At 68.0% G+C, this 17,809-nt stretch carries 18 protein-coding genes; 8 read left to right on the forward strand and 10 right to left on the reverse strand.

Annotated elements, in window-relative coordinates; all coding sequences use genetic code 11:
• From rpoB to ABS88_RS13340, 3 genes are all read right to left on the reverse strand, one after another.
• On the reverse strand, positions 1-2,771 hold a 2,771-nt coding region (gene rpoB, locus ABS88_RS13330; protein ID WP_286749983.1), incomplete at its 3' end, for a DNA-directed RNA polymerase subunit beta.
• Positions 2,772-3,081: 310 nt separating this feature from the next.
• A complete protein-coding gene (locus ABS88_RS13335) occupies positions 3,082-3,615 on the reverse strand; it encodes a redoxin domain-containing protein (protein ID WP_199775003.1) in 534 nt (177 codons plus the stop codon).
• Complete coding sequence (locus ABS88_RS13340; RefSeq protein WP_076076248.1) at positions 3,612-3,848, reverse strand: hexameric tyrosine-coordinated heme protein; 237 nt, start codon at positions 3,846-3,848, stop codon at positions 3,612-3,614. Before ABS88_RS13340 ends, ABS88_RS13335 begins: the two co-directional genes overlap by 4 nt.
• 242 nt (positions 3,849-4,090) lie before the next feature.
• Here ABS88_RS13340 and ABS88_RS13345 point away from each other — a divergent pair, with 242 nt between their 5' ends.
• Complete coding sequence (locus tag ABS88_RS13345) at positions 4,091-4,675, forward strand: hypothetical protein (RefSeq protein ID WP_286749984.1); 585 nt, start codon at positions 4,091-4,093, stop codon at positions 4,673-4,675.
• Between the two features lie 85 nt (positions 4,676-4,760).
• Here the strand turns inward: ABS88_RS13345 and ABS88_RS13350 are convergent, their stop codons facing one another.
• A complete protein-coding gene (locus tag ABS88_RS13350; protein ID WP_104959778.1) occupies positions 4,761-5,408 on the reverse strand; it encodes a TetR/AcrR family transcriptional regulator in 648 nt (215 codons plus the stop codon).
• Between the two features lie 72 nt (positions 5,409-5,480).
• Here ABS88_RS13350 and ABS88_RS13355 point away from each other — a divergent pair, with 72 nt between their 5' ends.
• Both ABS88_RS13355 and ABS88_RS13360 read left to right on the forward strand, forming a co-directional pair.
• Positions 5,481-6,923, forward strand: a complete 1,443-nt coding sequence (locus tag ABS88_RS13355) for an 8'-apo-carotenoid 13,14-cleaving dioxygenase (protein WP_076076251.1) — start codon at positions 5,481-5,483, stop codon at positions 6,921-6,923.
• 283 nt (positions 6,924-7,206) lie between these two features.
• A complete protein-coding gene (locus ABS88_RS13360) occupies positions 7,207-8,100 on the forward strand; it encodes a hypothetical protein (RefSeq protein ID WP_076076253.1) in 894 nt (297 codons plus the stop codon).
• Positions 8,101-8,189: 89 nt separating this feature from the next.
• Here ABS88_RS13360 and rplL read toward each other — a convergent pair whose 3' ends face one another.
• Positions 8,190-8,564, reverse strand: coding sequence for a 50S ribosomal protein L7/L12 (gene rplL, locus ABS88_RS13365; protein WP_067109294.1), 375 nt, complete (start codon positions 8,562-8,564; stop codon positions 8,190-8,192).
• A gap of 67 nt (positions 8,565-8,631) precedes the next feature.
• A complete protein-coding gene (gene rplJ, locus ABS88_RS13370; protein WP_076076256.1) occupies positions 8,632-9,147 on the reverse strand; it encodes a 50S ribosomal protein L10 in 516 nt (171 codons plus the stop codon).
• A gap of 492 nt (positions 9,148-9,639) precedes the next feature.
• Here rplJ and ABS88_RS13375 point away from each other — a divergent pair, with 492 nt between their 5' ends.
• Together ABS88_RS13375 and ABS88_RS13380 are read left to right on the forward strand one after the other, a co-directional pair.
• Positions 9,640-10,233 (forward strand): PadR family transcriptional regulator, encoded by a 594-nt coding sequence (locus ABS88_RS13375; protein WP_420894022.1) that lies wholly within the window; start codon positions 9,640-9,642, stop codon positions 10,231-10,233.
• Between the two features lie 11 nt (positions 10,234-10,244).
• The gene (locus ABS88_RS13380) at positions 10,245-10,592 is read left to right on the forward strand and encodes a DUF2218 domain-containing protein (protein WP_286749985.1); all 348 of its coding nucleotides are present in this window, start codon (positions 10,245-10,247) and stop codon (positions 10,590-10,592) included.
• Here ABS88_RS13380 and ABS88_RS13385 read toward each other — a convergent pair.
• The 4 genes from ABS88_RS13385 to ABS88_RS13400 all read right to left on the reverse strand — a co-directional run bounded on the left by ABS88_RS13385 (position 10,565) and on the right by ABS88_RS13400 (position 15,837).
• Complete coding sequence (locus ABS88_RS13385; RefSeq protein ID WP_234002451.1) at positions 10,565-13,363, reverse strand: DUF3857 domain-containing protein; 2,799 nt, start codon at positions 13,361-13,363, stop codon at positions 10,565-10,567. The genes ABS88_RS13380 and ABS88_RS13385 overlap by 28 nt on opposite strands.
• 69 nt (positions 13,364-13,432) lie before the next feature.
• Positions 13,433-14,836, reverse strand: coding sequence for an amino acid permease (locus ABS88_RS13390; RefSeq protein WP_076076264.1), 1,404 nt, complete (start codon positions 14,834-14,836; stop codon positions 13,433-13,435).
• Between the two features lie 64 nt (positions 14,837-14,900).
• Complete coding sequence (locus ABS88_RS13395) at positions 14,901-15,542, reverse strand: YoaK family protein (RefSeq protein WP_076076267.1); 642 nt, start codon at positions 15,540-15,542, stop codon at positions 14,901-14,903.
• A 7-nt stretch (positions 15,543-15,549) separates the two neighbouring features.
• A complete protein-coding gene (locus ABS88_RS13400) occupies positions 15,550-15,837 on the reverse strand; it encodes a 4a-hydroxytetrahydrobiopterin dehydratase (protein ID WP_076076270.1) in 288 nt (95 codons plus the stop codon).
• A gap of 52 nt (positions 15,838-15,889) precedes the next feature.
• Between ABS88_RS13400 and ABS88_RS13405 the strand changes: the two genes are divergently transcribed.
• The 3 genes from ABS88_RS13405 (at position 15,890) to ABS88_RS13415 (ending at position 17,695) form a co-directional block, all read left to right on the forward strand.
• Complete coding sequence (locus ABS88_RS13405) at positions 15,890-16,318, forward strand: metallopeptidase family protein (RefSeq protein ID WP_067109316.1); 429 nt, start codon at positions 15,890-15,892, stop codon at positions 16,316-16,318.
• Positions 16,315-16,902 (forward strand): heme ABC exporter ATP-binding protein CcmA, encoded by a 588-nt coding sequence (ccmA, locus tag ABS88_RS13410; protein WP_076076272.1) that lies wholly within the window; start codon positions 16,315-16,317, stop codon positions 16,900-16,902. Before ABS88_RS13405 ends, ccmA begins: the two co-directional genes overlap by 4 nt.
• Before the next feature lie 145 nt (positions 16,903-17,047).
• Positions 17,048-17,695, forward strand: a complete 648-nt coding sequence (locus tag ABS88_RS13415) for a heme exporter protein CcmB (RefSeq protein ID WP_076076275.1) — start codon at positions 17,048-17,050, stop codon at positions 17,693-17,695.
• Positions 17,696-17,809 lie beyond the last annotated feature (114 nt).

Here is a 17,809-nt window from a genome sequence, read left to right on the forward strand (position 1 = left end):
GCCTTTTCGCCGAAGATGGCGCGCAGCAGCTTTTCTTCCGGCGTCATCGGGCTTTCGCCCTTCGGCGTGATCTTGCCGACCAGGATGTCGCCCGGGCCGACCTCGGCGCCGATATAGACGATGCCCGCCTCGTCGAGGTTGCGCAGCGCTTCCTCGCCGACGTTCGGAATGTCGCGGGTGATGTCTTCCGGCCCAAGGCGCGTGTCGCGCGCGGTGACCTCGAACTCCTCGATATGGATCGAGGTGAAGACGTCGTCCTTCACGATGCGCTCGGAAATGAGGATCGAGTCCTCATAATTATAGCCGTTCCACGGCATGAAGGCGACGAGCACATTCTTGCCGAGCGCCAGTTCGCCCAGTTCGGTCGACGGACCGTCGGCGATGATGTCGCCGGTGCGGATCACCTCACCCACCTTCACCAGCGGGCGCTGGTTGATGCAGGTGTTCTGGTTCGAGCGCTGGAACTTCTGCAGGCGATAGATGTCGACGCCCGACTTGCCCGGTTCGACCATGTCGGTCGCGCGGATGACGATGCGGGTCGCGTCGACCTGGTCAACGATGCCGCCGCGGCGCGCCGCGATAGCCGCGCCCGAATCGCGCGCGACGGTGCCTTCCATGCCGGTGCCGACCACGGGCGCCTCGGCCCGCAGCAGCGGCACCGCCTGACGCTGCATGTTCGATCCCATCAGCGCGCGGTTGGCGTCGTCGTTCTCGAGGAAGGGGATCAGCGACGCCGCGACCGAAACGAGCTGCTTCGGCGACACGTCCATCAGCGTGATCTGGCCCTTCGGCGCCATCAGGAATTCGCCCGCCTCGCGCGCCGAAATCAGTTCCTCGGCGAAGCTGCCGTCGGGGTTGAGATCGGCGTTCGCCTGCGCGACGGTGTGCTTCGATTCCTCCATCGCCGACAGATAGACGACCTCGTTGGTCACCTTGCCGTCGACGATGCGGCGATACGGCGTCTCGATGAAGCCGTATTTATTGACGCGCGCAAAGGTCGCGAGGCTGTTGATCAGACCGATGTTCGGACCTTCCGGCGTTTCGATCGGACAGATGCGGCCATAGTGGGTCGGGTGAACGTCGCGGACCTCGAAGCCCGCGCGCTCACGCGTCAGACCGCCCGGCCCGAGCGCCGACACGCGGCGCTTGTGCGTCACTTCGGACAGCGGGTTGGTCTGGTCCATGAACTGCGAGAGCTGCGACGAGCCGAAGAATTCGCGCACCGCGGCGACCGCGGGCTTCGCGTTGATCAGGTCGTTCGGCATGACGGTCGACACGTCGACCGACGACATGCGCTCCTTCACCGCGCGCTCCATGCGCAGCAAGCCGACGCGATACTGATTTTCCAGCAGTTCTCCGACCGAACGGACGCGGCGGTTGCCGAGATTGTCGATATCGTCGATCTCGCCCTTGCCGTCCTTCAGGTTCACCAATTCCTTAACCACGGCGAGGATGTCCTCGCTGCGCAGCGTCGTCACCGTGTCCTCGGCATCGAGGCCGAGGCGCATGTTGAGCTTGACGCGGCCGACCGCCGACAGGTCGTAACGCTCGGGGTCGAAGAAGAGGCCGCCGAACAGCGCTTCCGCCGTCTCGCGCGTCGGCGGTTCGCCGGGGCGCATGACGCGATAGATGTCGCTCAGCGCCTGGTCGCGGTCCTCGGCCTTATCGGCCTTCAGCGTATTGCGGATCCACGGGCCGGTGTTGTTGTGGTCGATGTCGAGCAGCACCAGCTTGTCGATGCCCGCCGCGTCCATCTTTTCGAGATTCTCGGCCGTCACTTCGTCGCCGGCCTCGATATAGATTTCGCCGGTCGCGTCGTTGATCAGGTCATACGCCGAATAACGGCCGAAGATTTCCTCGGTCGGGATCAGCAGCGTGTCGAGCCCGTCCTTGGCCGCCTTGTTGGCGAGACGCGGGCTGATCTTGTGGCCCGCCGCAAAGACGACTTCGCCCGTCTTGGCGTCGACGACGTCGAACGCGGGCTTGGCACCGCGCCAGTTCTCGACGACGAAGGGCACCTTCCAGCCATTCTCGGCGCGTTCGAAGACGAGGCGGTCGTAGAAGAAATTGAGGATGTCCTCGCCCGACATGCCCAGCGCATAAAGCAGAGTCGTGACCGGCAGCTTGCGCTTGCGGTCGATGCGGACGTTGACGATGTCCTTGGCGTCGAACTCGAAATCGAGCCACGAGCCGCGATAGGGAATGACGCGCGCGGCAAACAGATATTTGCCCGACGAGTGCGTCTTGCCGCGGTCGTGGTCGAAGAGCACGCCCGGCGAGCGGTGCATCTGCGACACGATGACGCGCTCGGTGCCGTTGATGAAGAAGGTGCCGTTCTCGGTCATGAGCGGCATGTCGCCCATGTAGACGTCCTGCTCCTTGATATCGAGGACCGAGCGGGTGTCCGTTTCGCTGTCGACCTCGAACACGATCAGGCGCAGCGTGACCTTCATCGGCGCCGCATAGGTGATGCCGCGCTGACGGCATTCCTCGACGTCGTATTTCGGATCTTCGAGTTCGTAGTGGACGAAGTCGAGTTCGGCGGTGCCGGCGAAATCGCGGATCGGGAAAACGCTGCGCAGCGTCTTTTCGAGGCCCGAGACATAACCGACCGAGGGGTCGGACCGCAGAAACTGTTCATAGGATTCGCGCTGCACCTCGATGAGGTTGGGCATCTCCACCGCTTCGTGGATGTTGCCGAACAGCTTGCGGATTCGCTTGCTTGCGGTTGCTTCGAGGGCCTTGCCCACCGACGTCGCCTTGGTCGCCATATGTGATTGTCTCGCCTGCAAAAAATCAAGTCGCGAGCGCGATAGTGACGCAAAAAGGCCGCAGGCAACCGTTGCCGGTTTACCGCAGCTTCTCAACGCATCCCGAAATCCCCGACGCCCTATTCCTGTGGCCCGCTGCGCAAGGTCGGACCCGTCCCGGACGTAAGGAGGTGTGGGCGCGATATAGGATCGGAGGCGCGCGCTGTCAACGTGGGGAGGTTGCCACGATGCCCCGCGCACTCACCCCCATGTCATGCTGAACTTGTTTCAGCATGACGAAGCATGTTGAAGCGGGCTCGGACCCGCACCCTCAGCCGCAATCGCCTCCGACGGCGCAGACGTCGCCCTCCTGCCCGACCGGCGGAATCGCGCCCTCCCCCTCGTCGAGCAGTTGTTGGATCGCGGCGCCGACGGCAAGGTCGGGGACATGGCCGAAGCGATGCAGGCGAAGGCGGCCCTGCCGGTCTATCAGCAGCAGGCTCGGCGTGCCGCGCAGGCCATAGCGCGCCATGGTGACCGGCATGCCCGCCGGATCGTCGTGGCGATCGACCGCCACCGGAAAGGCAATGCGATATTCGTGGAGAAAGGGCTCGAGCGACACCGGGGTCATCGCGGCATGATGTTCGAACACGCTGTGCAGGCCGATGACGGCGACCGCTTCCTTCGGGAACAGCTCATATATCCGCTGGAGCTGCGGCAGGCCGTTGGCGACGCAGCCGGGGCACAGCATCTGGAAGGCGCCGATCGCCACGACGCGGCCGCGCAGCGCCGCGAGCGACAGCGGCGCGCTGTTGAACCAGCGCGCAATGTCGAGTTCGGGGGCCGCGCCCACTCCGGCCGTCACCGGCCCTTCCAGTAATCGTTCGCCGCGGCAACGGTCGCGAAATGGGTCGCGACGACCTGCGACGCGGCGATCAGCGAATCGGCGTTGCCGCCATAGGCCACCCGCCCCGCATCACGGACCGCGGCGTCGGGCTGCGTCAGCTTGACCGCGACACGCGCCATCTTGACCGCGAGCAAGAAGCCCTCTTCGGGCGTTTCGGTCGTCAGGCTCGGCAGCCAGCTTGCGTCACTCATCCTTTTTCTCCTTTGCGGGCCCCCGGACTCGGACAGCCGCGGCGAGCCTAGGCCTTTGCGGCCGAAAATGCACATCGGCGCCGAGCGCCGTCGCCGCCCCGTCGCGGCCGATTACACGACTCGTCCCGCCGAACGCACGGTTCGGCAGCATCGCGTTGGCCATATCGCGCGCTGGCGGGTTCAGCGTGCATGTCTGTTGATCACCAAGGAGAATGAACGCGATGCGAAAGATCGCCTGTTTGATGACGTCTCTTTCCCTCGGCATGGCCCTCGCCGCTGCTGCCCCGGCGGCAGCGCAGGAGGCGGCCCAGGCCGCGGCCGGCCCCAATCTTGCGCCCGGAACGGTCGTCTATGATTCCGAAGGCGCCGAAATCGGTCCGGTTTCCAGCGAGGTCGGCGACAATATCGTCGTGATGCTGGGCGACAAGCCGGTCACCCTGCCCAAGAATGCATTCGGCCAGTCCGACAAGGGCCCCGCGATCACCATCACCCGCGCGCAGTTGACCGCCGCGGTCGATCAGGCGGCCGCCCAGACCGCCGCCGCACTCGACGCCGCGATCCAGCCGGGTGCCGACATCCTTGGCGCGAATGGCAGCGCCGTGGTTGGCAAGGTCAAGCTGGTCGAAGCCGACGGCATCGTCGTCGCGACGTCGAGCGGCGACGTCAAGCTGCCGCGCCATGCCTTCTTCCTCTCGCCCAAGGGCCTCGCCACCAGCTTCACCGCCGAGCAGTTCGCCGCGGCGGTCGCCGAAGCGACCGCTCCCGCTGCCGCGAGCGAAGCGGTTGCCGATGCCGATACCGAGACGCCGGATCGCTCTGCGAACTGACGCGTCGAAGATCGCAAACAGGAAGGGCGCGGAACCATCGCGGTTCCGCGCCCTTCTTCGTATGGTGCATCCGGAAGGAGGGTTCCTATTCGGCGACGCCGAAGGTCAGGCCGACGACCTTCTCTACCATCGTCTCGTCCCATTCGACCCGGTGATCGAGGATCAGCATGGCGAGGCCATGGACCACTGCCCAGGCGTGGAGTGACGCGGGTTCGGGATCGTCGAGATGGGGCAGCGCCTGCGCCACCCCGGCGCGCAGCAGATGATAGGCGGTCTCTCCCCCGTCGGCGCCGCCGTCGCGATAACGCTCCGGCATCTGCCGCGTGAAGCTCAACCGGAAGATCGCGGGCTCGTCATGCGCGAAGCGGACATAGGCGATGCCGGTCGCAAGGAAGCCCGCCTTGCCGCCCCCCGCCTTCAGCCACGCCTGCGCCTGAAGCGCGCCCAGTCGCCGCAGCCCTTCGTCGGCAAGCGCGTCGAGCAAGGCCTCTTTGTCGGGGAAATGGCGATAAAGGGCGGTGGCGCTCACCCCCACGTCGCGCGCCAATGCGCGCAGGCCCAGGTCGCCCCCGTCGCCCTCCGCCAGCCGCTTCATCCCCGCCGCGATCACCGCCGCGCGCAGGTCGCCATGGTGATAGGAGCCGCCCCGCGGCGCGGCTCCCTCCCCGTGCGGCGCCGGCGCTGGCGCGGCCAGGCCGCTTTCCAAGTTGACACTGTTATCATCGTCTGTCATGTTGCCACCGTAAACATAGCGACTCGATCGCGCAAGCGCAGAGTCCGGACCGAGGAGCGGAGGAGCACTGCCATGGCCAGCAACGTCGAAAATCTGATCCGCAGCGCGGTGACCAAGAGTATCACCAAGGTGGCGGACTATAATCGCAGGCGCCTGCCCCGTCCGACCGACGCGCACCCCTATCTGACCGGCATCCACACGCCGATGACCGAGGAACTGACGCTGGAGGCGCTGCGCGTCGAGGGCGATATTCCCGCCGCGCTATCCGGCCGCTACCTGCGCAACGGCCCCAATCCGGCTCTCCCCCCCGATCCCGCGAGCTACCACTGGTTCACGGGCGCCGGAATGGTCCATGGCATCCGCATCGCGGACGGCCGGGCGCACTGGTACCGCAACCGCTGGGTGCGCGGGGCCGAGGCGTGCGAGGCGCTCGGCGAACCGTTGCCGCCCGGACCGCGCGGCGACCGCAACGATGCGCCGAACACCAATGTCGTCGGGCTGGCGGGGCGGACCTTTGCGATCGTCGAGGCGGGCGGCAAGCCGGTCGAACTGTCCGACACGCTGGACAGCATCGCGCACAATCCGTTCGACGGCACGCTCGCCGGTCCCTACAGCGCGCACCCGCACCACGACTCCTTCGCCAACGAGACGCATGCGGTCACCTATGCCGGGGGCGAGCCGAACCGCGTGTGGCACGTCGTCCTCGACGCCGACGCGCATGTGATCCGCGAAGAACCGGTCGCGGTCAGCGACGGGCCGTCGATCCACGACTGCGCGATCACCGAACATTATGCGCTGGTCTTCGACCTGCCCGTCACCTTCTCGATGAAATCGCTGCTCGCCGGACACAGCTTTCCCTATGCGTGGAACGAGCGTCATCCAGCGCGGATCGGCCTGCTGCCCCGCACCGGGCGCGGCGACGACATCGTCTGGGTGCCGGTCGATCCCTGCTATGTTTTTCACCCTGCCAATGCGTTCGAGACGGCGGACGGCAAGGTGATCGTCGATGTCGTCGCGCACGATACGATGTTCGCGCGCTCGAAACGCGGCCCCGACAGCGAGCGGTCGCGCCTCGAACGCTGGACGATCGATCCCGCGGCGCGGACGACGCTGCGCACGGTCATCGACGACCAGCCGCAGGAATTCCCGCGTTACGACGAGCGGCTGACGACGCGCCCCTATCGCTATATCTACAGCGTCGCGCTGCCCGAAAGCGCCGGCGCAGAGATGGCGATCGCCGAGACACGGCTGCTGCGCCACGATCTGGAGAAAGGCACGACCGAAGCGCGCGACTTCGGCCCCGGACGCCATCCCGGCGAATTCGTCTTCGTGCCGCGCGCGGCGGCGGGCGCAGAGGACGACGGCTGGCTGATCGGGCTGGTCGTCGACATGAACGACCAGACGACCGAACTGACGATCCTGAACGCCGACGACTTCAGCGGACCGCCGCAAGCCGTCGTGCATCTGCCGCACCGGGTGCCGCCGGGATTCCACGGCAACTGGGTCGCCGACTGACGCCTTCGGGCGGACGCAGCAGCGCCTCGGTCACGCGCAGCGAGCGCTTGCCGCAGCGCCCAATCTTCGCCCAGCCGCCTCAGGACAACGGCTCATCGTGGAAATCGGCTATTTTGGGCAGCGCTTTGCGCGCGCCATCCGTTCGATTGTCACGATGACAAGACATATTGCCCTCTCCCGCCCCGCCACGAGCGCGATTGCCGCGCTCTTGGTCCTGTCCGCCCCTGCCGCTTTCGCGCAGGAAGCGCCGACGGCGCCTCCCACAATATCCCCCACGATGCCGATGAGCCCGCCGGTCGCCGCACCGACCGTTCCGGCACCCGGCCCGGCCGCTTCCACGGCCCCCGTCGCCACGCCGCCCGCGCCGCAGCCGGTGATCCGCGTTCCCCTCGATATCGCGCCGCCCGACGAGGCGGACACGCCCAAGGCCGAACCGAAGGCGGCAGCCGCAGCGGCCCCGACACAGGCGCAGCGTGCCCCGGCACGGCCGCGCGCGGCAGAGTCCGCTCGGGCCGCCGCCGCGCCGGCGCCCGTCGAAACAGCCCCCGCCGAAACAGCCGAAGCGGCGCCAGCCACCGAGATGACGGCGGCCGCTCCGCTTGCCGCAGCCCCCGCGACCGTTGCGCCGCCGGCCGAGACCATGGCCGAACCAGTTGCGCAGCGCGCGACGGGCAATGACTCCTTTCCCTGGGAGATCGTCGGCGGCGCCGCGGCCTTGCTGGTGATCGGCGGCGCCGGCCTCGCCTTCGCACGCCGCCGCCGCACGGCGGATGAGGAAGAAGCGTTCGACACCGTCTTCATCGACGATGCCCGTGCAGCCGATCCGGTCCCGGCGGTTCCCGCACCCTCGCCGACGCCGCCGAGCGCGCCCGCCTTTGCCGCAACCCCTGCTGCAGGCATGGGTCGTCACGAAGCGATGGCGATGGCCGGCCCTACCCCGGACAACCCCTTCGTCACGCTCCGCAAGCGCCTCGTGCGCGCACGCTTCCTCGATCGACAGGACCGCGCCCGGTACGACGCCATGCTCGCGGGCCAGAAGGACCTGCGCCGCAAGCCGGTGAGCGCGTGGGAAGTTTCGCAGCGCCCCGCCCCGGCCCCGGCGGCCGAGCAGGAGGTACGCCGGCCGGCGCCGGGTCGTCTGGGCGAGACGCGCCGTCCCGGCCTGACCCGCGGCTGACCAACAGAAAAAGGGCGGCGCCATACGGCACCGCCCTTTTTCTTTTAGCGGAAGCGGCGGGACAGGCCCGCCGCGGCCCGCACGACCGATTACTTGAGTTCGACGGTCGCGCCGGCAGCTTCCAGCTTCTTCTTGATTTCTTCGGCTTCCGCCTTGTTGGCGCCTTCCTTGACGGCCTTCGGCGCGCCTTCGACAAGCGCCTTGGCTTCGCCCAGGCCCAGGCCGGTGATCGCGCGAACTTCCTTGATGACGTTGATCTTCTGACCACCGTCGCCCGTCAGGATGACGTCGAATTCGGTCTGCTCTTCGGCAGCCGGAGCGGCGCCACCAGCGGCGGGAGCGGCAACCGCAACCGCGGCGGCGGCCGAAACGCCCCACTTTTCTTCGAGCAGCTTCGAAAGCTCGGCGGCTTCCAGAACGGTCAGCGCCGACAGGTCTTCAACGATCTTGGCAAGATCAGCCATGTTCATTCTCCATATGGGACCGGGAAAACCCGGTGAATTGTTGCAGATAGATAATCAGATAAAAGACTTATGCCGCTTCCTTGGCACCATAGGCGCCAAACACCCGCGCAAGCTGACCCGCCGGGGCTGCCGCGATCTGGGCAACCTTGGTGGCCGGGGCCTGAACCAGGCCGACCAGCGTGGCGCGCAGTTGGTCGAGCGATGGCAGCGCCGCCAGCGCCTTCACGCCTTCCACGTCGAGGATCACGTCCCCCATGCCGCCGCCAACGATCTCGAGCTTGTCGTTGGTCTTGGCAAATTCCACCGCGACCTTCGCAGCAGCCACCGGGTCGGCGGATGAAGCAATGGCCGTGGGGCCGGTCAGCAGATCGCCGATACCGGTATAGGGCGTGCCGTCGAGCGCGATACGGGCGAGGCGGTTCTTCGAGACCTTGAAGCTCGCGCCGGCGTCACGCATCTGCTGGCGAAGCACCGTCGACTGGGCGACGGTGAGGCCCAGGTTGCGAACAATCACAACCGAGGCTGCATTCGACAGCGTGGCGTTCAGCGCGGATACGGCTTCGGCCTTTTGAGCACGATCCATGCCTTGTTTCTCCACTCATGCCCGAAAGCCCGCGCACCGGAATGCGCGCGCCGCCGGGCGGCTGACACACGCACGGACAGACACGGGACGCATCCCGCCGATCCGCGCGCAACGATGTCCGATGGGGTCGGTCAAGCCGCGAACGCCGGGCGGGGCCAGGCGGGCGACCGATAAAGACTGTTCCCCGTCTAGGCTGGAAATTAAGCGGGGCAAATCCCCCGCACCAACGGTCTCGGACGGAATTGCCGGGGCCAGGGCCCTGACAACACGGGGGCGCTCATAGCGGCGCGACGCGCAAAGTCAAGGCGTGGGGGGGCATTAGGATGTCGTGCGCCTACCTGATCTCCCCTCCCCGCCTGCGGGAGGGGAGTCAGATCTCAGCGGCCGCATTCAAAATGACCCGGCGCCACATGAAACTCATCATTCGCCCTTGCCAAAATCTATTTAAGATATATCTTAGAAACATCTTGAAACACATAAAGGAAAGATATCATGCATTTTCATCGACATAAGGACGGCTGCGGCAAACGGCACGGCATGCATCGCGGCGGACGCGGCTTCGGCCATGGGTTCGGTCCGGGCTTCGGCGGCCGGCGCGGCCATGACGACGGCGCGCGCGGTCCGCGTCGCCGCATGTTCGACAGCGGCGAACTGCGGCTCGTGCTGTTGAAGCTGATCGCCGACGAACCGCGCCACGGTTACGACTTGATCCGCCGGATCGAGGAACTGACCGGCGGCACCTATGCGCCGAGCCCGGGCGTCGTCTATCCCACCCTTACCCTGCTCGACGACATGGGGCAGATCGAGGCGCAGCAGAGCGAAGGCGCGAAGAAGCTGTTCGCGATCACCGCCGCCGGCGAAGAGGAACTGGCGGCGAACCGCGAGCTCGTCGAAGCGCTGATCGCGCGCCTTGCCGCGATCGGCGAGGAGCAGCAGCGCACCGACAGCGCGTCGGTCCGCCGCGCGATGGGCAACCTGCGCGCGGTGCTCGTCAACCGGCTGCGTTCGCGCGACCTCGACGAGGCGACGGTGCACCAGGTCGTCGCGCTGATCGACGAGGCGGCGCAGAAGATCGAGCGGCTGTGACGGAGGAAGCGATGAGCGCCGCCACCGCCACGGTGCCGACCGGCCACGCCAGCCGATACCTCCAGCAGTTATGCAAGCATTGGCAGCATAATCTGGCGGTCGAGTTCACCCCCGATCGCGGAACGGTCGTGTTCCCGCGCGATGTGCGCGGGGCCGACTGGCCCGGCGACGCGCGCGTCACCTTCGACGCCACCGCCGCCGCGCTGACCGTCCGCATCGACGCCAGCAGCGCCGAGCATCTCGAAGCGCTGAAAGAGGTGGTCGCCCGCCACCTCGACCGCTTCGCCTTTCGCGAGGCGCCGCTGGCCTTCGACTGGCGCGCGCCCGAAGATCAGGGTTTCAGGCCGAACCGCGCGTAATCGCGTTCGAGCGCGGGGGACAGCTGGCGGGCAACCGCCAGGTCGGCCGCCGCTCGCTCGCCATGGCCCAGCCGCTTGTTGACGATCGCACGCAGCAGGCGGCTGGAGGCGAGCGCCGGAATTTGCGACAGCGCCGCATCGAGGTCGCGCAGCGCATCCTCGTCGCGGCCGAGCCGCATCCACACGAGCGCGCGGCTGTCGAGGATGTTCGCCGTGCTCTCGCTCAGCTCGATCGCCGAGGTGCAGTCCTTGAGCGCAGTGTCGATCGCGACGTTGCGCGTCGCCTTCACCCAGCAGCGCGCGTTGAGCAGCGCCGGCGAGCCCGGCTTCTCCCCGATCAGCGCGTCGAACGCGTCGATGGCGGCCTGCGCTTCACCGAACTCGCCGACCATCGCCGCCTTGGCGAAGCGGAAATCGTCGCGCGCCTTGCCGCCCAGCGCGATACGCTCGTCGAGCAGCCGCGCCGCCCGGTCGACATCGCCCTGCGCGGCGACCAGCCACGCCAGCGACGATATCGCGGACGCCGACGATGGGTCGAGCTTGCGCGCCTCCTCAGCGTCGGCGATCGCGCCCGTGCTGTTGCCCAGCTCCTTGCGGACCGCCGACCGCTCCAGATAGGCATCGACCGAAGGAAGCAGCGCGATCTGCCGCGTGAGCATCGCCTCGGCCGCCTTGAAATCGCCGATGCCGCGCTGGAACGACGTGGCGCTGGTCAGCGCGGTGATATTCTCCTCGTCCGCCTTGGCGGCATTGGCCGCATAGATCGCCTTGATCGCGTCGAGCTGCGACGTCGAAGCCGCCCCGGCGAGGTTCCAGCGACGGCGCGCGTCCTCGGGCGCGATCATCCGCGGCGCCTGCCCCAGCATCGTCGCGACCCGGTCGCGCTCTCCCGCGACCTGCGCCGCCGGAATCTCGATGCCGGAGGTCGCCAGCGTCTCGTCGACGGTGACGATGCCGTCGGCCAGCGTCACCGATCGCTGCACCTCATATCCGCCATAGCGGCCGTCGAGCGCCCCTTCGCCTTCGATCCGATACCCGCGCCCACCGTCGGGCAGACGGATGCGAAGGCGGTAACGGGCGCGATCGGGACCCGGCGTCGCCACGGGAATCTCGGCCCAGGCGGCGCGCGCGCGGTCGGGCGCGAACGCCACGATATCGGGAATGCGCGCCAGCCAGCGCTCGGTGCGCTTGTCGACGCGATCCCAGGCGCTGCCGAACACGCCGCGGGCGCGGATCGAGACGCTGCCGTCCTCGACCGCCGGCGTTACGGTCACATCTTCGAACTGGGCTTCGCCGACATATTCCTGCAGCAGGCGCTGGGTCAGGTCGCGGCTCTCCTTCGCGCCGAGTTGCGACGAGGCCAGCGTGAGCAGGCTCGCAAGCTGGCCGCGCAGCGTCATGTCGACCGTCATCACCGACGGCAGGTCAACGCTGGTACTTTCGTCGGCGTCGAGGGCGAGATCGACGATCGGCCGCGCCGGCGGGCGCGCGTCGATCCGCTCCAGTTCCGCGCCGGCCGCCCGCACCGGCAGCACATGACCGAAAGGCGGCGGGTCGCCGAGGTCGGGCAGCCTGGTGCCGAGCGCCGTGCCGTCCAGCCACAGCGCCCTACCCCCGACATGCGCCCGCACGAGGATATGGTTGAACGCGAGCACGCTCGGAATCCGCGAAGGGATCGCGTCGCCGAGCTGGGCATGCGCCATCACCGGCTCCGCGTCGATCTCCATCGCGTGCAGCATGGCGAGCAACAGCAGGGTCTTGGCCTTGCAGTCGCCATAGCGCGCATCCCACGTTTTCGCGGGGGTCTGCGGTACATAATTGCCACCGTCCATGCCGACCGCCAGATAGCGGACCTTGTCCTGCACCAGTTGCAGCGCCATCGCCGTCCGGCGCAGCGGATCGTCGGTCGCCGCCATGATCCGTTCCACCTCGGCCGCGATCGGGCTGCCGTCGGCGATCGTCCCCTCGGTCGCATAGAGCGGCGCCATCACCTTCGACACATCGTCCCAGCCGGTAAAGGTCGAGGCCTCGACCATCGGCGGCCGGCGATAGCGGATCGGCGCATCGTCGGGCATCTCGGGCTGCTTCGCCAGCGGCAGCGCGATCGGCAACTCCATGAAATCGCCGTTGCGCCGCGGCGCGGCGTCGACGCCGCCGGTCAGCGCCTGCCACTTGAGCGGCTCGTCCTTGCGCCACGACAGGCGATAGGACGCCGACGCGACGCGAACCGGTTCGGCGAGCAGCGGGACGGCGAGCTGGCTGCGCCCGCCGAGCGCCGCATCCTTGCTCGTCGTCGACATGCGCAGCCGCAGCGTGTCGCCGACGCGCAGCCCCTCGACCGCCAGCGCCGCCGACAGGATGCCGGTCAGTTCGCGCTGCTCGAGCGCCTGTTCGCGGCGCAGCACGGTGAATTTCTGCCCGTTGGCGAGCGCGTCGATCTCTGTCCCGTCGCGGAGGATGACGAGCTGGTGGATGATCAGGTCGCCCTTGTCGGGCGACCAGGGCAGCACGATGTTGCTGCTTTGCGACAGTTCCTCGGGCGTGCCGATCTTCACCGCCGTGTCGCTGAATGCCCAGACGGTGGGCCCGTCGACGCGCTGCTGGATGTCGAGGACAAGCAACCCGTTCGGCGCGCTCGCCATATCGGGCAGCTTGACGGGCGTCACCCACTCGGGCGCCGGCCGGTAAAGCGGTTCCTCGCCCGCCGATGCCGCGCCCGCCGGCAGCGCCGCCGCCGCCACGACCAGCATCCGCCCCCAACACCGCATCATTACCTCCCCCCGTGTGGATACCATGCCCTCGACCGCATGGGCGCCCCGCCCGATGCGGCCGGACCGACCTCAGCCTGCTGTCGCCGCCAGCGCGCGCTTGCGCGCATAGAGGAAATAGACGGCGAGACCCGCCGCATTCCACACGCAGAACCAGATCTGCGTATTCACCGGCAGGCTGAAGAAGAGATAGACGCAGCCGAGCATCGCGACGATGCCGACCACCCACGGCATCGGCGCGCGGAAGGTGCGCGGCGCATCGGGCGCGCGGCGGCGCATGATGAGCATGCACAGCGAGACGGCGGTGAAAGCGGCGAGCGTCCCCGCGTTGGCGAGCGCGGCCAGTTCGCCGAGCGGGATGAAGCCCGCCAGCACCGCGACGACGAGCGCAGTGAAGATGGTGATGCGCACCGGCGTCCCGCGTCCCGACAGCTTCGCCAGCCCTTCGGGAAGCAGGCCGTCGCGCGCCATGGTGAAGAAGATGCGGCTCTGGCCATAGAAAAAGGCCAGGATCACCGTCGGCAGCGCGATCACCGCCGAAATAGCGAGATAATGCGCGGCGAGCGGCTGCCCGAGCTCGCGCAGGATCAGCGCCAGCGGTTCGGGGCTGTTCGCGAAGCGGCCATAGGCGACCGCACCCACCGCGGCGACGGCCACGGCGATATAGATGGCGACGCAGGCGATCATCGACCCGACGATCCCGATCTTCAGGTCGCGGTCGGGGTTCTTGGTCTCCTCGGCCGCCGTCGCGATGGCGTCGAAGCCGTAGAAGGCGAAGAAGATGATCGCCGCGGCCGCCATCACCCCGCGCTCGACGCCGTCGGGGCCCATGTGCTTGGCGAAGCCATAGGGGCTGAACGGCTCCAGGTTCGCGGCATCGAAGGCAGGCAGCGCGACCGCGACGAACACGGCGAGCGCCGCGATCTTGACGAGCACGAGGATCGCGTTGACCGTTGCGCTTTCGCGCGTGCCGTACAGCAGCATCCCGGCGACGAGGGCGATGATCGCGATCGCCGGCAGGTTGACGATGCCGCCCAGTTCGGGGCCCTGCATCAACGCCATCGGCATGCCCGCCCAGGATTGCAGCAGCGGCGCGGCATAGCCCGACCAGCCGACCGCGACCGCGCTGACCACCAGCGAATATTCGAGGATCAGGCTCCACCCGACGATCCAGGCGATCAATTCGCCGATCACGACATAGCTGTAGGTATAGGCGCTTCCCGATGCCGGGATCATCGTCGCCATCTCGGCATAGGCGAGCGCGGCGCAGGCGCAGATGATGCCCGCGACAGCAAAGGACAGGATCACCGCCGGTCCGGCCTTGTCGGCGCCGACCCCGATCAGCGTCAATATGCCCGTGCCGACGATCGCCCCGACGCCCAGCGCCACCAGGTGCGGCCAGCTCAGCGTGCGCACCAGTTGATCGCCCCGCCCCTCCGTCTCGATTACTTTGCGGCGCAGCAGGCTGTCGGACATGCGTTGTTCCCCTCTCTGGTTTGCGGTCTTGTGGAGCGGCGGCGCGGCGAAGGCAAGCGCCGCTTCACCGCGCCTGGCGATCGATCGCCGCGGCGCGCAGCGTCAGCGCGGCGGCAAGTCCGATCGCGGCGCCATAGGCGAGCACGCCCCACTGGATGACCGCGACCGCGCCCAGGATCGCGCCGCCGGTCAGCCCGGCCCACAGCGCCAGATGCGGCCACCAGCGCGCGTCGCCTTCGCCGCGCAGCCGGTTGGCGAGCTTGTAGCCGGTCTGGACGAGCGTGCCGGTCATATAGGTGACGCCGACCACCGCGCCGTCGCGCCCGCGGAACGCCGCGTTGACCACTCCCATGGCGAGCGTCAGGCACAGGACCGCGGGCCAGACCGCATCGACCGCGCGCAGCCCCGCGGCGGCGCACAGCAGCAGCGTCGCGCACGACAGCACCGCGGGCGTCCGAACGCGGCGATACTGTTCGGCGACGAGCGAACCGGCGACGACGCCGGCCACGAAGGTCGCGATCAGGCCGCCGGCGATCGCCGCGCCGCGCGTCCCCTCCGCGACCCCGACCGCGAAGCGCGTCGAGTTGCCCGTCATGAAGGAGACGAAGAAGCCGGCGGTCTCGACGAAGCCGATGGCGTCGACGAAGCCCGCCAGCGCCGCCACCCCGATTGCCAGTGTCTGATAAGCGCGGTCGAAGCGGATCATCGGCGCGTCAAAGCAAGGCCTCGATCGCCTCGGCCAGCCGGGCGTCGCGCTCCGACAGGCCGTTCGCGTCGTGCGTCGTCAGCAATATGTCGACGCGGTTGTAGACGTTCGACCATTCGGGATGATGATCCATCTTCTCCGCGACGATCGCGACGCTGGTCATGAAGCCGAATGCCTGCGCGAAATCGACGAACAGGAACCGCCGCACGATCGCATCGCGGTCGGGTTCATGCCGCCAGTCGGGAAAGCGGGCGAGCAGCGCGGCGCGCGCCGCATCGTCGAGTTTCTGGACCACCTGTTCTTCTCCCGCTGGTCAAGGCCGCGCGCCCGCCATAAGGAAGGGCGCGATGACCGACAAGACCGTCCTTTCCGACCTGCCCGCTGGCTGGACCGGCGGCGCGCCCGACGCCGACGCCTTTCATGCGATGGCGCAGGCGGCGCTGGCGACGCTGCCCGACGTTTTTCTGCAGCACATCCGCGACGTGGTGATCGCGATCGAGGAATTCGCCGACGATGCGACGCTCGCCTCGCTCGACATCGAGCATCCCTATGATCTGACCGGCCTGTACGAAGGCCGCCCGCTCACCGAACGCAGCATCGACCACAGCGGCGGCATGCCCGACCGCGTGACGCTCTATCGTATCCCGATCCTCGTCGAATGGATCGAGGGGGGCGAACGGCTCGACTGGCTGGTGCGCCATGTGCTGATCCACGAGATCGGCCATCATTTCGGCTTTTCAGACGACGATATGCACGCGCTGGAAGACATGGCGTGACAGACGCGCTGCTGCGCCTCGACGGCGTCGCCTGCATCCGCGGCGACCGGCTGCTGTTCGAGGGGCTGTCGCTGACGCTGGCACGCGGCGAGGCGCTGTGGCTGCGCGGTCCGAACGGCGCGGGCAAGTCCAGCCTGATCCGCCTCGCCGCCGGGCTGCTGCGCCCCGCCGCCGGAACCGTGGAGCGCCATGAACGCATCGCGCTGATCGATGAGGCGACGGCGCTCGACGCCGAACTGCCGCTGCGCCGCACGCTCGACGTCTGGGCGCGGATCGACGGCATCGACGGACCGATGGTGGCGCGCGCGATGGAGGCGATGGCGCTCGCCCCGCTCGCCGAAGTGCCGGTGGCGATGCTGTCGACCGGCCAGCGCAAGCGCGCCGCGATGGCGCGCGTGATCATGAGCGCGGCGCCGGTCTGGCTGCTCGACGAACCTGCGAACGGCATGGACGACACGGCGCGGGCGCGGCTCGTCGCGGCCATCGCCGCGCACCGCGCGAACGGCGGCGCGGTGCTGCTGGCGTCGCATTTCGCGCTTGGGATCGAAGGCATGGCGGAACTCGACTTGGGAGCGCTGGCATGATCCCCGATCAACCCCACCCCCGTTCCGTTCGCCCTGAGCTTGTCGAAGGGCCGTTCTTTCCTTTACCCTCGAAAGAAGGAAGAACGGTGCTTCGACAAGCTCAGCACAAGCGGATTTGGGGCGGCAATGCCACGGGAAAGGACCGATGACCGCCCTCCTCACCCTGTTCTGGCGCGACCTGCGCCGCGCGTGGGGCAGCGGCGCGCTGTGGCTGCCGGTGATCTTCTTCCTGCTCGTCGCGACCGCCTTTCCCTTCGCGGTCGGTCCCGATGCGCCGCTGCTCGCGCGCACCGGCGGCGGCATGGTCTGGGTCGCGGCGCTGCTCGCCGCGCTGCTCCCCATCGACCGCCTCGTCCGTCCCGACCGCGAGGCGGGCGTGCTCGACCAGCTTGCGGTGCGCGGCTTCGCCGACGAGATCATCGCTGCGATCAAGATCGCCGCCCACGCCATCGGCTTCGGCCTGCCGCTGCTGATCGCGCTGCTCCCCGCGGCGGCGCTGCTGGCGCAGGACGGCGCGCGCGTCGAGACACTGGCGACCGGCCTCGCCATCGCTATCCCCGCCCTCGCCTCGCTCGCGGTACTGAGCGCGGCGCTCACGGCGGGGCTGAAAGGCGGCAATGCGATCGGCGGCCTGCTGGTGCTGCCGCTGGCGGTGCCGCTGCTGATCTTCGGCGCCGGGATGCTCGACCCCGCCGGGCGCGGCGCCGTGAAACTGCTCGCCGCGTCGAGCTTGCTGCTGACGGTGATCGGCCCGTTTGCGGCAGGGGCGGCGCTGAGGGGGCTCCGGGAATAAGGGGAGGTCCAGAAGCGGGACCGGGCCTATCCTTCATCGTCATCCCGGATCAAATCCGGGATGACGAGAGGAAGATCGACATACGCATTTCCCAAAAGAAAAGGGCCGGAGTTT

The organism is Sphingopyxis sp. SCN 67-31 (assembly GCF_001725095.1).

Coding starts and splice junctions, on each gene's coding strand:
- ABS88_RS13340 (WP_076076248.1), bottom strand. CDS start 3,848: ATGAGTGACGCAAGCTGGCTGCCGAGCCTGACGACCGAAACGCCCGAA.
- ABS88_RS13345 (WP_286749984.1), top strand. CDS start 4,091: ATGACGTCTCTTTCCCTCGGCATGGCCCTCGCCGCTGCTGCCCCGGCG.
- ABS88_RS13350 (WP_104959778.1), bottom strand. CDS start 5,408: ATGACAGACGATGATAACAGTGTCAACTTGGAAAGCGGCCTGGCCGCG.
- ABS88_RS13355 (WP_076076251.1), top strand. CDS start 5,481: ATGGCCAGCAACGTCGAAAATCTGATCCGCAGCGCGGTGACCAAGAGT.
- ABS88_RS13360 (WP_076076253.1), top strand. CDS start 7,207: ATGAGCCCGCCGGTCGCCGCACCGACCGTTCCGGCACCCGGCCCGGCC.
- rplL (WP_067109294.1), bottom strand. CDS start 8,564: ATGGCTGATCTTGCCAAGATCGTTGAAGACCTGTCGGCGCTGACCGTT.
- rplJ (WP_076076256.1), bottom strand. CDS start 9,147: ATGGATCGTGCTCAAAAGGCCGAAGCCGTATCCGCGCTGAACGCCACG.
- ABS88_RS13375 (WP_420894022.1), top strand. CDS start 9,640: ATGCATTTTCATCGACATAAGGACGGCTGCGGCAAACGGCACGGCATG.
- ABS88_RS13380 (WP_286749985.1), top strand. CDS start 10,245: ATGAGCGCCGCCACCGCCACGGTGCCGACCGGCCACGCCAGCCGATAC.
- ABS88_RS13385 (WP_234002451.1), bottom strand. CDS start 13,363: ATGATGCGGTGTTGGGGGCGGATGCTGGTCGTGGCGGCGGCGGCGCTG.
- ABS88_RS13390 (WP_076076264.1), bottom strand. CDS start 14,836: ATGTCCGACAGCCTGCTGCGCCGCAAAGTAATCGAGACGGAGGGGCGG.
- ABS88_RS13395 (WP_076076267.1), bottom strand. CDS start 15,542: ATGATCCGCTTCGACCGCGCTTATCAGACACTGGCAATCGGGGTGGCG.
- ABS88_RS13405 (WP_067109316.1), top strand. CDS start 15,890: ATGACCGACAAGACCGTCCTTTCCGACCTGCCCGCTGGCTGGACCGGC.
- ABS88_RS13415 (WP_076076275.1), top strand. CDS start 17,048: ATGACCGCCCTCCTCACCCTGTTCTGGCGCGACCTGCGCCGCGCGTGG.